The following is a 15,690-nucleotide window of genomic DNA, read 5'->3' on the forward strand; positions in this document are numbered from 1 at the left end:
GTTTCGTAGCCTTGGGTAAAACAGACTTGGACAATACAGACGTGGCCAGGGACCATTCCTTTCACTGTATCGCGAGGGCCGAATCCGTCCCTCACCGGTTACACTACATCATGTGGGGTTAAGGGTTTCAATATGCCAGAGAGCCCGTAGTCCCCCACAACTCTGTCTCACTTCGTACCTTTCCAGCTCCCGTCCGGGTTCCGTAAGCCCGTCGAGGACAGGTTGAGCTTCAAACCGGTCAGGAACACCCAGGCCGGTGCCCGCTGATCCGCAAGCAATGCTGCCTTATTCTCGGGGAGGCGATAGCGCGCAAGCGCCTGCGCAGCGGGTGAGGCAAGGGCGCGAAAACTCTGCGGCGGGCGATCGATGACCGCCATCGGCACCTGGTCGGCGATGCGCCGCCAGTGCTGCCAACGATGGAATTGAGCGAGGTTGTCGGCGCCCATAATCCAGACAAAGCGCAGGCCACTGAGACGGCGGCGCAAGGTGTTGATCGTGTCGATAGTATAGCGGGTACGAATGACGGATTCGAGACAGCTCACCTCGATCCTGGAATCGTTGGCGACGTCGCGCGCCGCCTGCATGCGCGCGCCGAGCTCGTGCAGCGTGCCGTTCTCCTTCAGCGGATTGCCCGGCGTCACCAGCCACCACACACGATCGAGCTGAAGGCGCTTCAGCGCGAATTGGCTGATCGCGCGATGGGCCTGGTGCGGCGGATTGAACGAGCCGCCGAGCAGGCCGATACGCATGCCTTCCGTGTAGGGCGGTATGGCCTGCGCGAAGAAACGTGGCGCGACGAAATTGTTACTCAATGCCCCACGCCTCGCGCCATGCCTTACGGCCGCGTCTGCCCTGTGCCGTGAACGCGATACTTGAAGCTGGTCAACTGCTCGGCCCCCACGGGACCGCGCGCATGGAAGCGGCCGGTGGCGATGCCGATCTCGGCGCCGAAGCCGAACTCGCCGCCATCGGCGAACTGCGTCGAGGCGTTGTGCAGCACGATCGCGGAATCGACTTCGCTGAGGAATTTCTTCGCAGCCAATTCATTCTCGCTCACGATCGCATCGGTGTGATGCGAGCCGTGATCCTGGATGTGCGCGATCGCGCCGTCGACGCCGTCGACCACCTTGGCCGCGATGATCGCGTCGAGATATTCGGTGTCCCAATCGTCTTCGCTGGCAGGTTTTACGCGCGCATTCGTCGCTTGCACTGTTTCATCGCCGCGCACCTCGCAGCCGGCCTCGATCAGCATCTCGATCAGCGGCTTCAGGGTCTTCGCCGCCGCGGCGCGATCGACCAGCAGCGTTTCGGCCGCGCCGCAGACGCCGGTGCGGCGCATTTTTGCGTTGAGCACGATCGACTTCGCCATGGCGAGATCGGCGCTGCCATCGATGTAGACGTGATTGACGCCTTCGAGATGCGCGAACACCGGCACGCGCGCTTCCTGCTCGACGCGCGCGACGAGGCTCTTGCCGCCGCGCGGCACGATCACGTCGACGGCGCCGTTGAGGCCGGACAGCATCATGCCGACCGCCGCGCGGTCGCGCGTCGGCACCAGCGTGATCGCGGCTTCGGGCAGGCCGGCTTCGCGCAGGCCCTGCACCAGGCATTCATGGATGGCACGGCACGAGCGGAAACTGTCGGAGCCGCCGCGCAGGATCACGGCATTGCCGGACTTCAAGCACAGCACGCCGGCATCCGCCGCAACATTGGGCCGGCTCTCGAAGATCACGCCGACGACGCCGAGCGGCACGCGGACGCGCTCGATGGTCATGCCGTTCGGCCGCTGCCAGCTCTCGGTCACGATGCCGACGGGATCGGCGATGCCGCGCACGACGGCGATGCCTGCGGCCATGCCTTCGACACGCGAAGGCGTCAGCGTCAGGCGGTCGATGAAGGAGGAGGTGGCATTGCCGGAGGCGCGAGCCTCCGCGACGTCCTCGGCATTGGCGGCGAGGATCGCTGCAGCATTGCTGCGGATCGCCCGCTCCATGGCTTCCAGCGCCCGGTTCTTCTGCTCCGGCGGCGCCAGCGCCAGCACGCGCGCGGCGGCGCGGGCACGGGTGGCGAGATCGGACATCAGCGCCTGAAGATCGGCATTGCCGTCAACGGCTTTGAGAGGGGCGGCCATGGGGAGTTCAACCTTCTGCTAAGGCAGTGTCCTAGCACGGAAATCCCGCGCCTGCGAAGGGCGGGGAGGGTATGGCAGGTCTCCCCGGTTGCGCCATCGGGTCGGCCAATGGCCGGGGTTGCGCGGGTAGTCGGACAAGGGCTTGCGAATAGCTCGGATATCAATAAGTATCATTATTTGATAGGGAGCTTCCCATGGCTAGCAGCTACAGCATTGGCAAGCATTTCGAGGACCTCATCGACAACCTGGTCGAGAGCGGCCGCTACGCCACCGCCAGTGAGGTGATGCGCGAAGGGCTTCGTCTGGTCGAGGAACGCGAAGAGCGGCGCAAGCTCAAGTTGGAGGTGCTGCGGGAGGAAATCCAGAAGGGATTTGATAGCGGGCCGATGGAAGAGGTCGATCCCAAAGAGTGGATGAACGACATCAAGGCGCGGGGACGGCAACGATTGGCCGCGCGCAAACGTGGCGAATAGATTCCGCAAAGCCCCGCAAGCCGATCAAGATCTCGATTCAATCTGGGATTTCATCGCATCGGACAGTGTTCGGGCCGCGGACCAGCAGATCGCGCGCATCGGCGAGATTTTCGAGATGCTTCTGGAAAGTCCGCTCGCCGGGCGAGAACGCAGAGAGTTGCGCCTGGACCTGCGCAGCTTCGCCGTCGGCAACTACGTGATTTTCTACGTCCCGTTGCCTGACGGCATCGAGGTCATCCGCGTCATGCATGGTCGTCAGGATATTGGCGCCGACGATATGCAATAGCCCGAGTTACCCGCCCACCACCAGATCGTCGCGGTGGATCATCTCGGACCGGCCGCTGATGCCGAGGATCGTCATCACGTCCGGGGAGGACCGGCCCTTGATCCGCTCGGCGACTTCGGCGTCATAGGCGATCAGGCCGCGGCCGATCTCGCTGGTGTCGGGGCCGCGGACGATCACGGCGTCACCGCGGGCGAATTGGCCCTCGACCTTGATCACACCGGCCGGCAGCAGGCTGGCGCCGGCGCGCAGCGCCGTCACCGCGCCGGCGTCGATGGTCAGCGTCCCCTTCGGCTCCAGCGTGCCCGCGATCCAGCGTTTTCGCGACGTGATGGGGTTCGCGGGCGTCAGGAACCAGGTGCAGCGGCCGCCATTGGCGATCGCTTGCAGCGGATGCTCGATCTTGCCGGATGCAATCAGCATATGCGTGCCGCCGGTGGTGGCGATCTTGGCCGCCTCGACCTTGGTGCGCATGCCGCCGCGCGACAGCTCGGATTCGGCATCTCCCGCCACGGCCTCGATCTCGGAGGAGATGCTCTCGACCACCGGGATCAGCTTGGCGTTGGGATTGTTCTTCGGCGGGGCGTCGTAGAGCCCGTCGATGTCGGAGAGCAGCACCAGCAGATCGGCGCTCGCCATGGTGGCGACGCGCGCGGCAAGGCGGTCATTGTCGCCGTAGCGAATCTCGTTGGTGGCGACCGTGTCGTTCTCGTTGATCACGGGGATCGCGCGCCACTCCAGCAGCTTGCCGATGGTGGAGCGGGCGTTGAGATAACGGCGGCGCTCCTCGGTGTCCCCAGGCGTCACCAAAATCTGTCCGGCGCCGATGCCGTGCGCCCCGAGGACCTCCGACCAGATCCGCGCCAGTTCGATCTGTCCGACGGCAGCGGCCGCCTGGCTTTCCTCCAGCTTCAGCGGTCCGCGCGGCAGCTTGAGCCGGCTGCGGCCAAGCGCGATCGAGCCCGAGGAGACGACGAGGACGTCGCGGCCCTGCTCGTGCAGCTTGGCCATGTCGTCCGCGAGTGCGGCGAGCCAGGACGCACGTACCTCGCCCCTGTCGGAATCGACCAGCAGTGCGGAGCCGACCTTGACGACGATGCGGCGGAATTGATTGAGTTCGGGGCTGGCCATGTGCGTATGTGTCGGCGCGTGTGACGAATTGCTCTGGAAACGGCGGAGCGGAGAGCGGCGCCGGCTAAGGCCTGCTTTTGCAGCAGGACGATGGCCGGCGCAAGGCGGGCGGGACGGTAAACGGCGAAGGTCGGCCTTGTCTTGCGTGCCAGCCCGGTTCTAATGCCGCCAATCAATCGTGGGCTGGACGAGGAAACGAATGGATCGCCGCAAATTCGTGGTCGGATGTTTCGGATTGCCGCTGCTGTCGCAGGTCGGCGAGGCCCGCGCGCAGGCCGGGCTGAGCAAAATCATCTTCCCGTTCGCGGCAGGCGCCGGCGGCGACACGCTGTGCCGGCTGATCGCGCAGGAGATCGCGCCCGTGCTGCAACGGACCATCGTGGTCGAGAACCGCACCGGCGGTGACGGCCTGATCGGCATCAAGGCGGTGAAAGGTGCAAGCCCCGACGGCAGCATGGTGTTGGTGACGACCGGGCCGACCATGTACCTGCTGCCGATGGTGGAAACGACGCCGAGCTTCGATACGGCGAAGGATTTCATGCCGGTGTCGCTCCTTGCGCGGTTCGAGTTCGCACTGGTGGTCGGCCCGGCCATGGATGTCGCCGACTTCAAGGGGTTCGTCGCGTGGCTGAAGGCGCATCCCGACAAGACCTCGTTTGGCGTCCCGAGCAACGGCACCATTCCGCATTTCGCCGGCTCGAAGCTGGAAAAGGATCTCGGCATTCCCCTGACGCGCGTGCCCTATCGCGGCAGTGCGCCGATCCTCAACGACATCATCGGCGGACACATTTCCTTTGGGATCACCACGCTGGCGGATGCGCTGCCGCAGCATCGCGCTAAGGGCGTGAAGATCATCGGTGTTTCGAGCGCGGAGCGTTCGCCGTTCGCGCCTGACGTTCCGACGCTGAAGGAGAGCGGCATCGATCTCGTCGCGGACGCCTGGTACGGCATGTGGCTTCCCGCCGGCAGTCCGCCAGAGTTTGCGAGCAAGCTCGGCGCGGCCGCGAGTGCGGCGCTGGCGAAGCCCGACGTGAAGGAGAAGCTGACGGCGATCGGGCTGATTCCGGTCGGCAGCAGCGCGGATGGATTGACAAAAGAGCTCGCCGCCAACACGGCGTTCTGGCAGCCGATCGTGAAGGCGACGGGGTACAAGATCGAGAATTGAGACGCGCTTCGCGCTCTATCCCCTCCTCCTGAGGAGCGCGCCCTTGCGCGCGTCTCGAAGGATGAAGGCCCGGCTGCTGCAGCGGGGGCCTGCATGGTTCGAGACGGCGCTTCGCGCCTCCTCACCATGAGGGTCTACATCTTCGCGCGCTGGGCGATGTCGTCCTTGATCGCAGCGAGCTCGGCTTCATCCCAGACGCCGATCAGGATCCCGCCTTTCACCTGCAATTGGTTGTCGGCATAGTTCGCGATCTTCTCGCGCGGCGTGGTGATGTGGTCGTTCGGATGCAGCGCCCAGTCGAACAGCTCGGCCTGGAGCCGCGCGATGATGCCGGCGCACTCCGGATCGTCGCCGCGATCGACATACTCCTGCGGATCGGCTTCGAGGTCGTACAGCATCGGGCGGAAGCCGGAGGCGTGGATATATTTCCAGCGGCCGTCGAACACCATGAACAGGCGGCAGCGCTCGATCGGCTGGTTCAGCTTCAGCCGTACGTCCTGCATGGCGTAGTCGTATTCCGAGAATGCCACCTTGCGCCAATTAGGCGGCGTCGGCCCGCGCAGCAGCGGCAGCAGTGAGCGGCCTTCGAGAATATGGCCCGGCACCTTGCCGCCGAAATAGTCGACGAAGGTCGGCGCCAGATCGATTCCTTCCACCAGCGCATCGCTGCGCGTGCCGCGCGTGGCGTCGGCTTCTTTCGACGGATCGATAATGATGAGTGGGATCTTCGCCGACTGCTCGTGGAACAGATCCTTCTCGCCCATCCAGTGATCGCCGAGATAATCGCCGTGATCGGAGGTGAACACGATCATGGTGGTCTCCAGGAGGTCGCGTTCCTCCAGAAACTTCATCAGCACGCCCATCTGGTCGTCGATCTGGGTGATCAGGCCCATATAGGTCGGGATCACCTTCTCCCGCGCATCATCGCGCGCCATGTTGCGGGAGTAGCGCATGTCCATATAGGCGCCGAATACCGGATGCGGATTTTGCCGCTCGCGCTCGGAGCGGATCACCGGGATCATGTCATCTGTCGAATACATGCTCGCATAGGGCTCGGGCGCGATGTAGGGCCAGTGCGGTTTGATGTAGGACAGATGCAGGCACCACGGCCGGCCGTCGGTCTCGGCTTCGCTGATGAAGTCCATCGCGCGCCGCGTCATGTAGGGCGTCTCGGAATGTTCGTCCGGCACGCGCGCGGCCTTGTCGGCGTGCACCAGCAGCCAGCCGTTCTGCAGCGAGCCGTCTTCCGCGGCGCCTGAATTGGCCCAGTGCTCCCACGGGTTCGTGGCTTCAAACCCTTGCTGGCGCAGATACTCGTCGTATTTCGGACGCGGCCGTCCGGTCGGGTGCAGGCCGTCGTCGCGCTCATAGGGTTCAAAACCGCACTCGGCGACGTGTACGCCGATCATCGATTCCGGCGGGATGCCGAGCGCCTTCATGCCTTCGAGGTCGGGCGCCATGTGGGTCTTGCCGACCAGCACGTTGCGGACGCCGATTTTCTTGAGATGATCGCCAAGGGTGGGCTCGCCGACGCGCAGCGGCCAGCCGTTCCAGTGCGAACCGTGCGAGCGCATGTAGCGTCCGGTGTAGAACGACATCCGCGACGGGCCGCAGATCGGCGATTGCACATAGGCCTTCGAGAACAGCACGCCACGCTTGGCCATGGCGTCGATGTTCGGCGTCTTCAGCGTGGGGTGGCCGGTGCAGCCGAGATAATCATAGCGAAGCTGGTCGCACATGATCCAGAGAACGTTTTTTGCGCGCGCCATGCGTCGACCCTGCATTTTCTTGATTGTTTGATGCTGCGCTATCGCGCCAGCGAAGACAAGCCAGTGATGCGCATGCCCCGAGTCATACGCTCCACTGTCGTCCCGGCGAAGGTCGGGACCCATAACCACAGGGAGTAGTTTGGCGAAGATTCGTCGTTCGGTACTGCAACCGCCCGCAACCGATAGATCACGCGGTATGGGTCCCGGCCTTCGCCGGGACGACAATTACGCCGACCAGGGCTCCGCTTCAGCCGCGCTCTTGGCCTTGGCCGAGACCGGGGCCTCGCCGATCACCTCGACGAGCGCGCGGAGCGCTTCCTTGACGCCGTCGCCGGTGATGCCCGAGAGCAGCAGCGGCGTCTTCTTGGCAGCGCGCTTCAAGCGGTCCTTCTGCTTCTTCAGCTCGTCCGGCTCGACCGCGTCGATCTTGTTCAGCGCGACGATCTCGATCTTGTCGGTGAGCAGCCCGCCATAGGCGTCGAGCTCCTTGCGCACGGTCTTGTAGGCCTTGCCGGCATGCTCGCAGGTGGCGTCGATCAGATGCAGCAGCACGCGGCAGCGTTCGACATGGCCGAGGAAGCGGTCGCCGAGGCCGGTGCCTTCATGCGCGCCCTCGATCAGGCCGGGAATGTCGGCGAGCACGAATTCGCGGCCGTCGGCGTTCACGACGCCGAGCTGCGGATGCAGCGTGGTGAAGGGATAGTCGGCGATCTTCGGCCGCGCCGCGCTGACCTTGGACAGGAAGGTCGACTTGCCGGCATTGGGCATGCCGACGAGACCGGCATCCGCGATCAGCTTCAGCCGCAGCCAGATCCAGCGCTCGTCGCCGGGCTGGCCGGGGTTGGCGTTGCGCGGCGCGCGGTTGGTCGACGATTTGAAATGCGCGTTGCCGAAGCCGCCATTGCCGCCCTCGGCGAGCACGAACTTTTCGCCGACATTGGTGAAGTCGTGGATCAGCGTTTCGCGGTCTTCGTCAAAAATCTGCGTGCCGACGGGGACCTTCAGCACGATGTTCTTGCCGTTGGCACCGTGGCGGTCCGAGCCCTGGCCGTTCTCGCCCTTCTGGGCCTTGAAGTGCTGCTGGTAGCGGTAGTCGATCAGCGTGTTGAGGCCGTCGGCGACCTCGATGATGACATTGCCGCCGCGGCCGCCATTGCCGCCGGAGGGACCGCCGAACTCAATGAACTTCTCGCGGCGGAACGCCACGCAGCCGTTCCCGCCGTCACCGGAGCGGATATAGACCTTTGCTTCGTCGAGGAATTTCATGGGCCATAGGTAGGCCAGCCGGTCCCGCGCGGCAACCCGGATGACCCCGCAAATCGGCCGAAATTCCGCGAATTTGCGCCCTTGATTAACCGGTCGGGCGGCGCCGGATCAGGAATTTCTGCATCCCTTCAAGCACCAGCTCCTTGCGCTGGTTGAACACGGTGCTTTTGAGCGTCACCGCACCCGTCGTGCGGCCGGGTACGAGCTCGGTCACCTCGAGCGCCGGATAGATGGTGTCGTCGGCGAACACGGGCTTGAGGAACCGGCTCGACTGCTCGAGGAAGCCGACCAGGGATTCCTCCACCATGAACGGAAACAGGCCGGCGCCGGGCGCGGTGTGGATCAGCGTCTGGAAGCCATGGGCGAGCAGATGCGGCATGCCGCGGGCGCGGCAATATTCCACGTCGTAGTGCACCGGGTGGGTGTCGCCGCTCGCGGTCTGGAATGCGGCAAATACCGCCGACGTCTGGGTGCGGCTCGGCAGCACGAAACGCTCGCCGACCACGAAATCCTCAAACCAGCGTTGCGCCGTGATCATGCGGTGCTGGGCGGGGTCGAAGTCGGTCATGTCTGCGGCTCTTTTCTCGGTGAGGCATCTATCGCTACCGCGGCGCGAAGAGTGCGACAATCCGTTCAATTCGGCTTGCGCGGGCTTGTCGCGGCGGCCCACGTCATTAAAACGACCGCAAGCGACTCTATTCGCCGGTTTCCGACGCTCTCTCCGCCCGTCATTGCGAGCTTCGTCACAAGAGCTCCTCGCAATGACGCGTTTCCACGATCGACAGCGATGCCCTTCTTCAAAAATCTTTCCGCCTATGACGACCGCTCGGCGCGCCTGGCCGGCATCGCCCTCATGGTGCTGTCGATCTCCATGTTCTCGTTCGGCGACGCCATGGGCAAGTTCCTGGTCGGGACGTATTCGGTCGGGCAGCTCTTGTTCCTGCGCGCCTGCGCGGCACTGCTGCTGCTGGCGCCGCTGATCTGGCGGCAGCGTCATCAGTTCCTGCATCTGGAGCGGCCGTGGCTTCAGCTGTTTCGCGTCGTGCTGTCGACGCTGGAGGTCGCCGCCTTCTTCCTCGCCACCGTCTATCTGCCGCTCGCCGACGTCGTCACCTACTATCTCGCCGGGCCCATCTTCGTCACCGCGATGTCGGCGATCTTCCTGCACGAGCGGGTCGGCTGGCGGCGCTGGACGGCGATCCTGATCGGCTTTTGCGGCGTGCTGATCGCGTTGCGGCCGTCGGCGCAGACGGTGAGCCTGCCGGCGCTGATCGCGCTCGGCGGCAGTCTTTCCTTTGCAACCCTGATGCTGATCACGCGCAGCCTGCGCAAGACGCCCGACATCGTGATGGCGTCCTCGCAATTCATCGGGACGTTTTCATTGGGCGCAGCGCTGTCGGCGTTCCACTGGGTGCCGCCGACGCCGGGCAGCCTCGTATTCTTCGCGCTGGCCGGATGCATCTCGGTCACCGCGCTGTTCTGCGTCAACCGGTCGCTGAAGCTGGCGCCGGCGAGCGTGGTGGTGCCGTATCAATATTCGATGATCGTCTGGGCCGTGATCTTCGGCTTCGTGGTGTTCGGCGATGTGCCACAGGTGGCCACGATCGTCGGCGCCGCGATCATCATCGGCGCCGGGTTCTACATCTTTCTGCGTGAGCGCGATCTCGGGCGTGCGAGCGAAGAGGTCAATCCGCCGGTGTAGCTCACTGTCGTCCCGGACAAGCGAAGCGCAGATCCGGGACCCATACCCACAGGGCGTGGTTTGGCGAAGACTCGGAGTGGGAGTTTTGCCTCACACGCCGCCCTGTGGTTATGGGTCCCCGCGTTCGCGGGGACGGCAGTGGAGAATGACGCAACGCCCGCCCTACCTCATCCGCCGCGCGCTGCTCCAGCTCTTCAGCGACGACCAGACGCCGCGCGAGAGGCGGAAGCAGTCGACCGGCGTCGAGGAGCCCAGCGCCAGGAAGCGGTGCAGCTGCACGCCGCTCCACTGGAAGCCGCACTTCTCCAGCACGTTGCGCGAGGCCGGATTGGTGACGCGCGCCCCCGCATAGAGATGGTCGTCCTCGAATTCCTCGAAGAAGAAGTCGATCGCGCCGCGTGCGGCCTCGGTGGCAAAGCCCTGGCCCCAATGTTCGACGCCGAGCCAGTAGCCGAGCTCGGCATTGTCGGGCGTGGAGCGGTCGATGCCGACCATGCCGACCGGCCCGCTGTCGTGCTCGATCAGGAACACGCTCTCGCTGCCGCGTGCGGCGGTGGCGCGGATGAACGCGACGGCGTCGTCCTGAGAATAGGGATGCGGGAGGCGGCGGGTGTTTTCCGCGACACGGCGGTCGTTGGCGAGGAGGGCGATGGGCCTGACGTCGGCGAGGGTCGGCCGCCGCAAGGTCAGCCGCTCGGTGGCGACGACGCTCGGTCTCGCCTCCCGCAGAGTCACGCTCGAAAAGTCCTGCAACATGTCCGGCTCCGTCAAAGTCACTAAGGGAAAAGTGAACACGACAAACGAAAGGGGAGGCCGGTTTCCCTGCCTCCCCTGGAGCCGTCGATCTCTTGATCTCTGGACTCCGCCGGTTCGGTCAAGGACCCGGCGGACTCCAAATTAGATCCACCGTTTATTCAGCAGCCTCTGCGAGCGGGAGCACCGCTACGAAGGTGCGACCGTTGGCTTTGGCCTGGAATTCAACACGGCCCTCGATCTTGGCGAACAGAGTGTGGTCCGTGCCCATGCCGACATTAAGGCCGGGATGCCAGGTGGTGCCGCGCTGACGCGCAATGATGTTGCCGGGAATCACGCGCTCCCCGCCGAACACCTTGACGCCAAGGCGCTTACCCTTTGAATCGCGACCGTTGCGCGATGAACCGCCTGCTTTTTTGTGAGCCATGGCTCGTCTCCGAAATCCTGCGTATGTCTTAGGTCAATTCCTTGACGGAATCATTTCAAAATTTCTCACGCATCAATTCGTGAATTGGCGTGATCGATTTTATGCGGCGGCTGCTTCTTCTTTCGCGACCTTTTCCTTCTTCGGACGCGGGCCCTTGGTGGGCTTCGCATTGTCCGTCAGGATCTCGCTGATGCGAACGACCGTGATCTCGTCACGGTAGCCACGCTTGCGGCGCGAATTCTTGCGGCGGCGCTTCTTGAACGCGATGACCTTCGGTCCGCGCTTGTGGTCGAGCACCTCGACCGCCACGGTCGCACCGGCCACCGTGGGCAGGCCCAGCACCGGCGTGTCACCGCCGACCACCAGAACTTCGCTCAGCTGCACGATCGTGCCGACTTCGCCTTCGATCTTGCCAATTTCCAGGACATCATCCGGAACGACGCGGTACTGCCGGCCGCCGGTTTTGATGACTGCGAACATCGTTGTTTTCCTTCGTGTTCAATCCCGGCCTCACGACTGTCACGTCAGGGGCCGGCTTTTTGTCAGTCGCTATGGGTTTACTGAGTTTTGTGCGGGTGGGAGTTATCCCTTTGAAAACCCACGCAAAAACAAGCGGCGCGAGAAACGCCCCGCGCCGATTGTGGGACTTATAGCCGCCAAACCCGAAGAGTCAAGGAAAACTGCCGAAAACGGCCCGGATTGGAAGGATTTGGGCTCTTTCCCCGCCGGGCACCGAATCTCGGCCCGCGCTGCAACCAACGGGTTCCACCGCCGTTGTCCCCGCGAATTGGCATTCGGGCAAGGGCTTTCCATGGCAACAGACGAGCTGGTCAGGACGACGGGCATCGCCCATCACGGCGCCGGGCGGCTGCCGTCGGTGGATGTCGACAGTTTCAACATCGAGATGAAGGACGAGGACGGCTATCTCGGCGATCGTGCCAGCAAGGGCGCGTTCCGCAAGATCCTCGACCGCTGGCGCAAGCCGCTGCGCAAGACCGGCGAGGATCCGTTCGGCAAGGAGCCGTCGGAGAGCATCAGCAAGAAGGTGCTCGACGCGATGCTGGTCGGCGACGACACCGAGGCCTCCGCCGTGGTGCACAGCGCGATCGAGGAATTCGCCCAGGAGCTCGCCTACGTCACGCGGCGTTTCCTCAAGACCAAGGCCTGGGCGAAGACCGAGCGCATCGTGGTCGGCGGCGGCTTTCGCGACTCGCGGCTCGGCGAGCTCGCGATCGCGCGCACCGACATCATCCTCAAGGCCGAGGATTTCAAGATCGACCTGGTGCCGATCCGCGCGCATCCGGATGAAGCCGGCCTGATCGGCACGCTGCATCTGGCGCCGTCGTGGATTTTCGAGGCGCATGACGCGATTCTCGCGGTCGATATCGGCGGCACCAATATCCGCTGCGGCGTGGTCGAGACGCGCTGGAAGAAGGCCAAGGATCTGTCGAAGGCGTCGGTCTGGAAGTCGGAGCTGTGGCGTCATGCCGACGATGAGCCGACGCGCGAAGGCGCGGTGAAGCGTCTCATCAAGATGCTGAAGGGACTGATCACGGAAGCCGAGACCGAAGGCTTCAAGATTGCGCCCTTCATCGGCATCGCCTGTCCCGGCGTGATCAACGAGGACGGCTCGATCGAAAAGGGCGCGCAGAACCTGCCGGGCAATTGGGAGAGCAGCAAATTCAACCTCCCGGCGAGCTTGATCGAGGGCATTCCAGAGATCGGCGAGCACGACACCGCGATCCTGATGCACAATGACGGCGTGGTTCAGGGCCTCTCGGAGGTGCCGTTCATGCAGGATGTCGAGCGCTGGGGCGTGCTCACCATCGGCACCGGCTTGGGCAATGCGCGCTTCACCAATCGCCGCAAGGACAGCGGCAACGGCAAGGACGCTGCGGAGAACGGCAAGGACGCCGCCAAGAAAAAGGCCAAGGAAAACAACAAGAACGGCAAGGAGTAACCTTGACTGGTTAGGTTAAGGAGCGGATTGCGTTGCGGCGCAGCGGCTGCACGCTAGGGTCGAATCGTCGCCTCAAGCGGGCCTGCGAAGCCGCCCTTCCTGGCCAGCATTTCGATGAGCGGCACGGGACCGCCAGTGTTTACCGCGTCTGGCGGTCCCACCCGTTCTCTGAACGCCTCTGACGTCTGATATCTCGCCACACAACGCGACCTCATCCTGAGGGCCCGCCAACGGCGGGCGTCTCGAAGGATGGCCGCAGGTGAGCATCTCGCCGCGCTTCCGCTGTTCAACTCCAGCCGATGCGCTGAAAGAACCCCGCGATTTCGGCCGCCGCCCGATCCGGATTCTCCCGATGCGGGAAGTGCCCGACGCCCGGAAACATCGCGAGATCAAGCTCGCTGAACGTCTCTCCCAGCCGGTCGGTCCATTCATAGGGAAACAGCGGATCGTGCTCGGCCCAGCGCACGCAGGTCGGCAATTCGATTGGCGGAAGCTGCGGCGCTTCGCCCTTCATCATCGCGACGCGGCCTGCATGCGAGGCTCGATAATGCGCAAAGCCGCCGACGAGATTGCCGTCCTTGAAGTAGTTGTCGCCGAAGCGGTCGAGGACGTCATCGAAGGCGTCCTTGCGATGCGCCCAGTTCTTCAGGAAGTGCGCGATATAGAGCCGGCAGCTCTCGCGGCTCGCACCGACAAGCCGCGGCGCCATCTCCATCTGGTGGAAGGATTGATACCAGATGTGGTTGAGCCGGTCGGGCGCGGCCATCCGCGGCCCGATGCCGGGATAGACGAAATCGAAGAAGAGCAGCCCGGCGAGCCGCTCGGGCGCCCGCCGCGCCAGCGGCTGCATCACAGCGCCGCCGACGTCATGGCCGACGACCCCGAATCGCGCGATGCCGAGCCCCTCCATCACGGCCAGCATGTCGGCCGCATGGCCGTCCGGCCCAAAGGGCCCGTCCGGCTTGTCGCTGTCGCCGAACCCGCGCAGGTCGGGCGCGATCAGCGTGAACCGGTCCGAAAGCCTCGATATCACCGGCTCCCAGGTCAGCCAGAATTCCGGCCAACCATGCAGCAAGAGCAGCGGTTTGCCCGTTCCGGCGCGAACCACGTGGAATTCGGCGCCATTGGCCTTGATGTTGAGGTGCTCCACGGCAGTTCCTTCCAAGCAGAGCGTTTTCAAGCGAAGTGGACGCCGGTTCGCGTCAAGAAACGCGGCAAAATAAGAATTGAGAGTCCCGTTCCCATGGAAACGGGGCTCCAGGCGAGGGGTGCAGAGAAAGAGGCAGCGATTTTCCCCTTTCGCGCCTTGTCTGTCCCGCCATCCTCGCCTAGAACACGCCCAACCGCGGGGGTCCGCCCCTGATTTGGCGCCTAGGAGAGGTGGCAGAGTGGTTGATTGTACCGCACTCGAAATGCGGCATAGGTGCAAGCCTATCGGGGGTTCGAATCCCCCCCTCTCCGCCAAAACAAACGGCCTGAAAGCCCCGCCCTCGCATATTGAATGGTGTCGCGTCCCCTAGCGGACTGCAATCTGACGCCGCACTTGCGACCGACCGCCAAGCTTCTCCACAATGGCTCGTCTGAGACCCGCCCGAGGACCCTCCGGATGACCGCCAAAATCGATCTCCTCACGCTGCAGCTCTTCGCCGCGATCGTCGAGGAGCAGAGTATCGCGAAGGCGGCGGAGAAGAAGAACATCGCTGCGTCCGCGGTCAGCCGCCGCATCTCGGATATCGAGGAGCGCTTCCAGGTCGAATTGCTGCACCGCCATTCGAAAGGGATCGAGCCGACACCTGCAGGCTTTGCCCTGCTCGAGCATGCCCGAATCATCCTGGGAAACCTCAGCAAGCTCGAGGCCGAGCTGACGGGATTTCGGCAGGGCAAGCGCGGGCTGATCCGGGTCTGTGCCAACAAGTCCGCGATCCTCGAAGCGCTGGCCGACGAGCTCAGCCTGTTCCTGGAACGGCATCCGCTGGTCCATATCGACATCGAGGAGGATCTCAGCCCCGCGATCGTGCGCGCGGTGGTGGAGAACCGGGCCGACATCGGCATTTTCGGCGGCAACATCGACGGACAGGATCTGGAATTGCTGTCCTATCGCAGCGACAGCCTGGTCGCGCTGGTTACGCGCGACCACCCGCTGGCGGCTCGGAGCAGCGTTCGCTTCCGCGAGCTGGTCGATTTCGACTTCGTCAGCCTGGAGAAGGGCAGCTCGATCGAGACGCTGTGCGTCAGGGCCGCCGCGGCGCTCGGGCAGCACATGAAGGTGCGCATCCGCGTCAGCAGTTTCGATGCGCTGTTCCGCGTCGTCGATGCCAGGATGGGGGTCGGAATCGTTCCGCTCGAGATCGTGCGCGACCGCTACGGCGTCGACAGTCTCGTCACCATCCCGCTCGATGAGTCCTGGGCGCGCCGCGAGCTGGTGATGGGCGTGCGCGATTACAAGTCGCTGCCGCCGGTGACGAAGCTGCTGGTGGACCATTTGCGGAGCCACGATGATGCCGGTCTCGTCACGCGCGGCGTCTCCGACCGGCTGACGGTGGTGCGCGGCAGAAGCTGACGTCGCGCGCGAGCGAGGCCTGCCATCGCCGGCCGCGATGGCTCCCTGCCCAACCGTCACTGCACATTTC

Annotated in this window: 16 protein-coding genes and 1 tRNA gene; 7 read left to right on the plus strand and 10 right to left on the minus strand. The window is 64.2% G+C overall.

The window, feature by feature from the left end; translation table 11 throughout:
• Positions 1 to 167: 167 nt before the first annotated feature.
• Positions 168 to 812 (minus strand): nicotinate-nucleotide adenylyltransferase, encoded by a 645-nt coding sequence (locus QA645_RS02415; protein ID WP_254127684.1) that lies wholly within the window; start codon positions 810 to 812, stop codon positions 168 to 170.
• Positions 813 to 835: 23 nt separating this feature from the next.
• Entirely contained in the window at positions 836 to 2,131 is a 1,296-nt protein-coding gene (locus tag QA645_RS02420) for a glutamate-5-semialdehyde dehydrogenase (RefSeq protein WP_283047926.1), read from the minus strand.
• Positions 2,132 to 2,325: 194 nt separating this feature from the next.
• Between QA645_RS02420 and QA645_RS02425 the strand changes: the two genes are divergently transcribed.
• Positions 2,326 to 2,604: a type II toxin-antitoxin system ParD family antitoxin gene (locus tag QA645_RS02425; RefSeq protein ID WP_254127686.1), complete on the plus strand. Its 279-nt coding sequence runs from the start codon at positions 2,326 to 2,328 to the stop codon at positions 2,602 to 2,604.
• A complete protein-coding gene (locus QA645_RS02430) occupies positions 2,594 to 2,890 on the plus strand; it encodes a type II toxin-antitoxin system RelE/ParE family toxin (protein ID WP_254127687.1) in 297 nt (98 codons plus the stop codon). Before QA645_RS02425 ends, QA645_RS02430 begins: the two co-directional genes overlap by 11 nt.
• A 6-nt stretch (positions 2,891 to 2,896) precedes the next feature.
• Here QA645_RS02430 and proB read toward each other — a convergent pair whose 3' ends face one another.
• Positions 2,897 to 4,018 (minus strand): glutamate 5-kinase, encoded by a 1,122-nt coding sequence (gene proB / locus QA645_RS02435; RefSeq protein ID WP_283047929.1) that lies wholly within the window; start codon positions 4,016 to 4,018, stop codon positions 2,897 to 2,899.
• 199 nt (positions 4,019 to 4,217) lie between these two features.
• On the opposite strand from proB, the gene QA645_RS02440 reads away from it, so the two are divergent.
• The gene (locus QA645_RS02440) at positions 4,218 to 5,183 is read left to right on the plus strand and encodes a Bug family tripartite tricarboxylate transporter substrate binding protein (RefSeq protein ID WP_283047931.1); all 966 of its coding nucleotides are present in this window, start codon (positions 4,218 to 4,220) and stop codon (positions 5,181 to 5,183) included.
• 134 nt (positions 5,184 to 5,317) lie between these two features.
• Here the strand turns inward: QA645_RS02440 and QA645_RS02445 are convergent, their stop codons facing one another.
• The 3 genes from QA645_RS02445 to QA645_RS02455 all read right to left on the minus strand — a co-directional run bounded on the left by QA645_RS02445 (position 5,318) and on the right by QA645_RS02455 (position 8,786).
• On the minus strand, positions 5,318 to 6,952 hold the full coding sequence (locus QA645_RS02445; protein WP_283047932.1) for an alkaline phosphatase family protein: 1,635 nt from the start codon (positions 6,950 to 6,952) through the stop codon (positions 5,318 to 5,320).
• Positions 6,953 to 7,177: 225 nt separating this feature from the next.
• The gene (obgE, locus tag QA645_RS02450; RefSeq protein WP_254127691.1) at positions 7,178 to 8,218 is read right to left on the minus strand and encodes a GTPase ObgE; all 1,041 of its coding nucleotides are present in this window, start codon (positions 8,216 to 8,218) and stop codon (positions 7,178 to 7,180) included.
• Positions 8,219 to 8,303: 85 nt separating this feature from the next.
• Complete coding sequence (locus QA645_RS02455) at positions 8,304 to 8,786, minus strand: MaoC family dehydratase (RefSeq protein ID WP_148778426.1); 483 nt, start codon at positions 8,784 to 8,786, stop codon at positions 8,304 to 8,306.
• A gap of 219 nt (positions 8,787 to 9,005) precedes the next feature.
• Between QA645_RS02455 and QA645_RS02460 the strand changes: the two genes are divergently transcribed.
• The gene (locus tag QA645_RS02460) at positions 9,006 to 9,920 is read left to right on the plus strand and encodes a DMT family transporter (protein WP_283047935.1); all 915 of its coding nucleotides are present in this window, start codon (positions 9,006 to 9,008) and stop codon (positions 9,918 to 9,920) included.
• 162 nt (positions 9,921 to 10,082) lie between these two features.
• Here the strand turns inward: QA645_RS02460 and QA645_RS02465 are convergent, their stop codons facing one another.
• The 3 genes from QA645_RS02465 to rplU all read right to left on the minus strand — a co-directional run bounded on the left by QA645_RS02465 (position 10,083) and on the right by rplU (position 11,580).
• Entirely contained in the window at positions 10,083 to 10,676 is a 594-nt protein-coding gene (locus QA645_RS02465; RefSeq protein ID WP_254127694.1) for a GNAT family N-acetyltransferase, read from the minus strand.
• Positions 10,677 to 10,830: 154 nt separating this feature from the next.
• Complete coding sequence (gene rpmA, locus QA645_RS02470) at positions 10,831 to 11,100, minus strand: 50S ribosomal protein L27 (RefSeq protein ID WP_027533352.1); 270 nt, start codon at positions 11,098 to 11,100, stop codon at positions 10,831 to 10,833.
• A gap of 99 nt (positions 11,101 to 11,199) precedes the next feature.
• Positions 11,200 to 11,580, minus strand: a complete 381-nt coding sequence (rplU, locus tag QA645_RS02475; protein ID WP_283047940.1) for a 50S ribosomal protein L21 — start codon at positions 11,578 to 11,580, stop codon at positions 11,200 to 11,202.
• A 331-nt stretch (positions 11,581 to 11,911) separates the two neighbouring features.
• On the opposite strand from rplU, the gene QA645_RS02480 reads away from it, so the two are divergent.
• Positions 11,912 to 13,060 (plus strand): ROK family protein, encoded by a 1,149-nt coding sequence (locus QA645_RS02480; RefSeq protein ID WP_283047941.1) that lies wholly within the window; start codon positions 11,912 to 11,914, stop codon positions 13,058 to 13,060.
• Between the two features lie 286 nt (positions 13,061 to 13,346).
• Here QA645_RS02480 and QA645_RS02485 read toward each other — a convergent pair whose 3' ends face one another.
• Positions 13,347 to 14,210, minus strand: coding sequence for an alpha/beta hydrolase (locus QA645_RS02485; protein WP_283047943.1), 864 nt, complete (start codon positions 14,208 to 14,210; stop codon positions 13,347 to 13,349).
• Positions 14,211 to 14,434: 224 nt separating this feature from the next.
• On the opposite strand from QA645_RS02485, the gene QA645_RS02490 reads away from it, so the two are divergent.
• Positions 14,435 to 14,524 (plus strand) — tRNA-Ser (locus QA645_RS02490).
• Between the two features lie 142 nt (positions 14,525 to 14,666).
• Positions 14,667 to 15,620: a LysR family transcriptional regulator gene (locus tag QA645_RS02495; protein ID WP_283047945.1), complete on the plus strand. Its 954-nt coding sequence runs from the start codon at positions 14,667 to 14,669 to the stop codon at positions 15,618 to 15,620.
• Positions 15,621 to 15,690 lie beyond the last annotated feature (70 nt).

It is taken from the genome of Bradyrhizobium sp. CIAT3101, assembly GCF_029714945.1.
Taxonomy (GTDB): domain Bacteria; phylum Pseudomonadota; class Alphaproteobacteria; order Rhizobiales; family Xanthobacteraceae; genus Bradyrhizobium.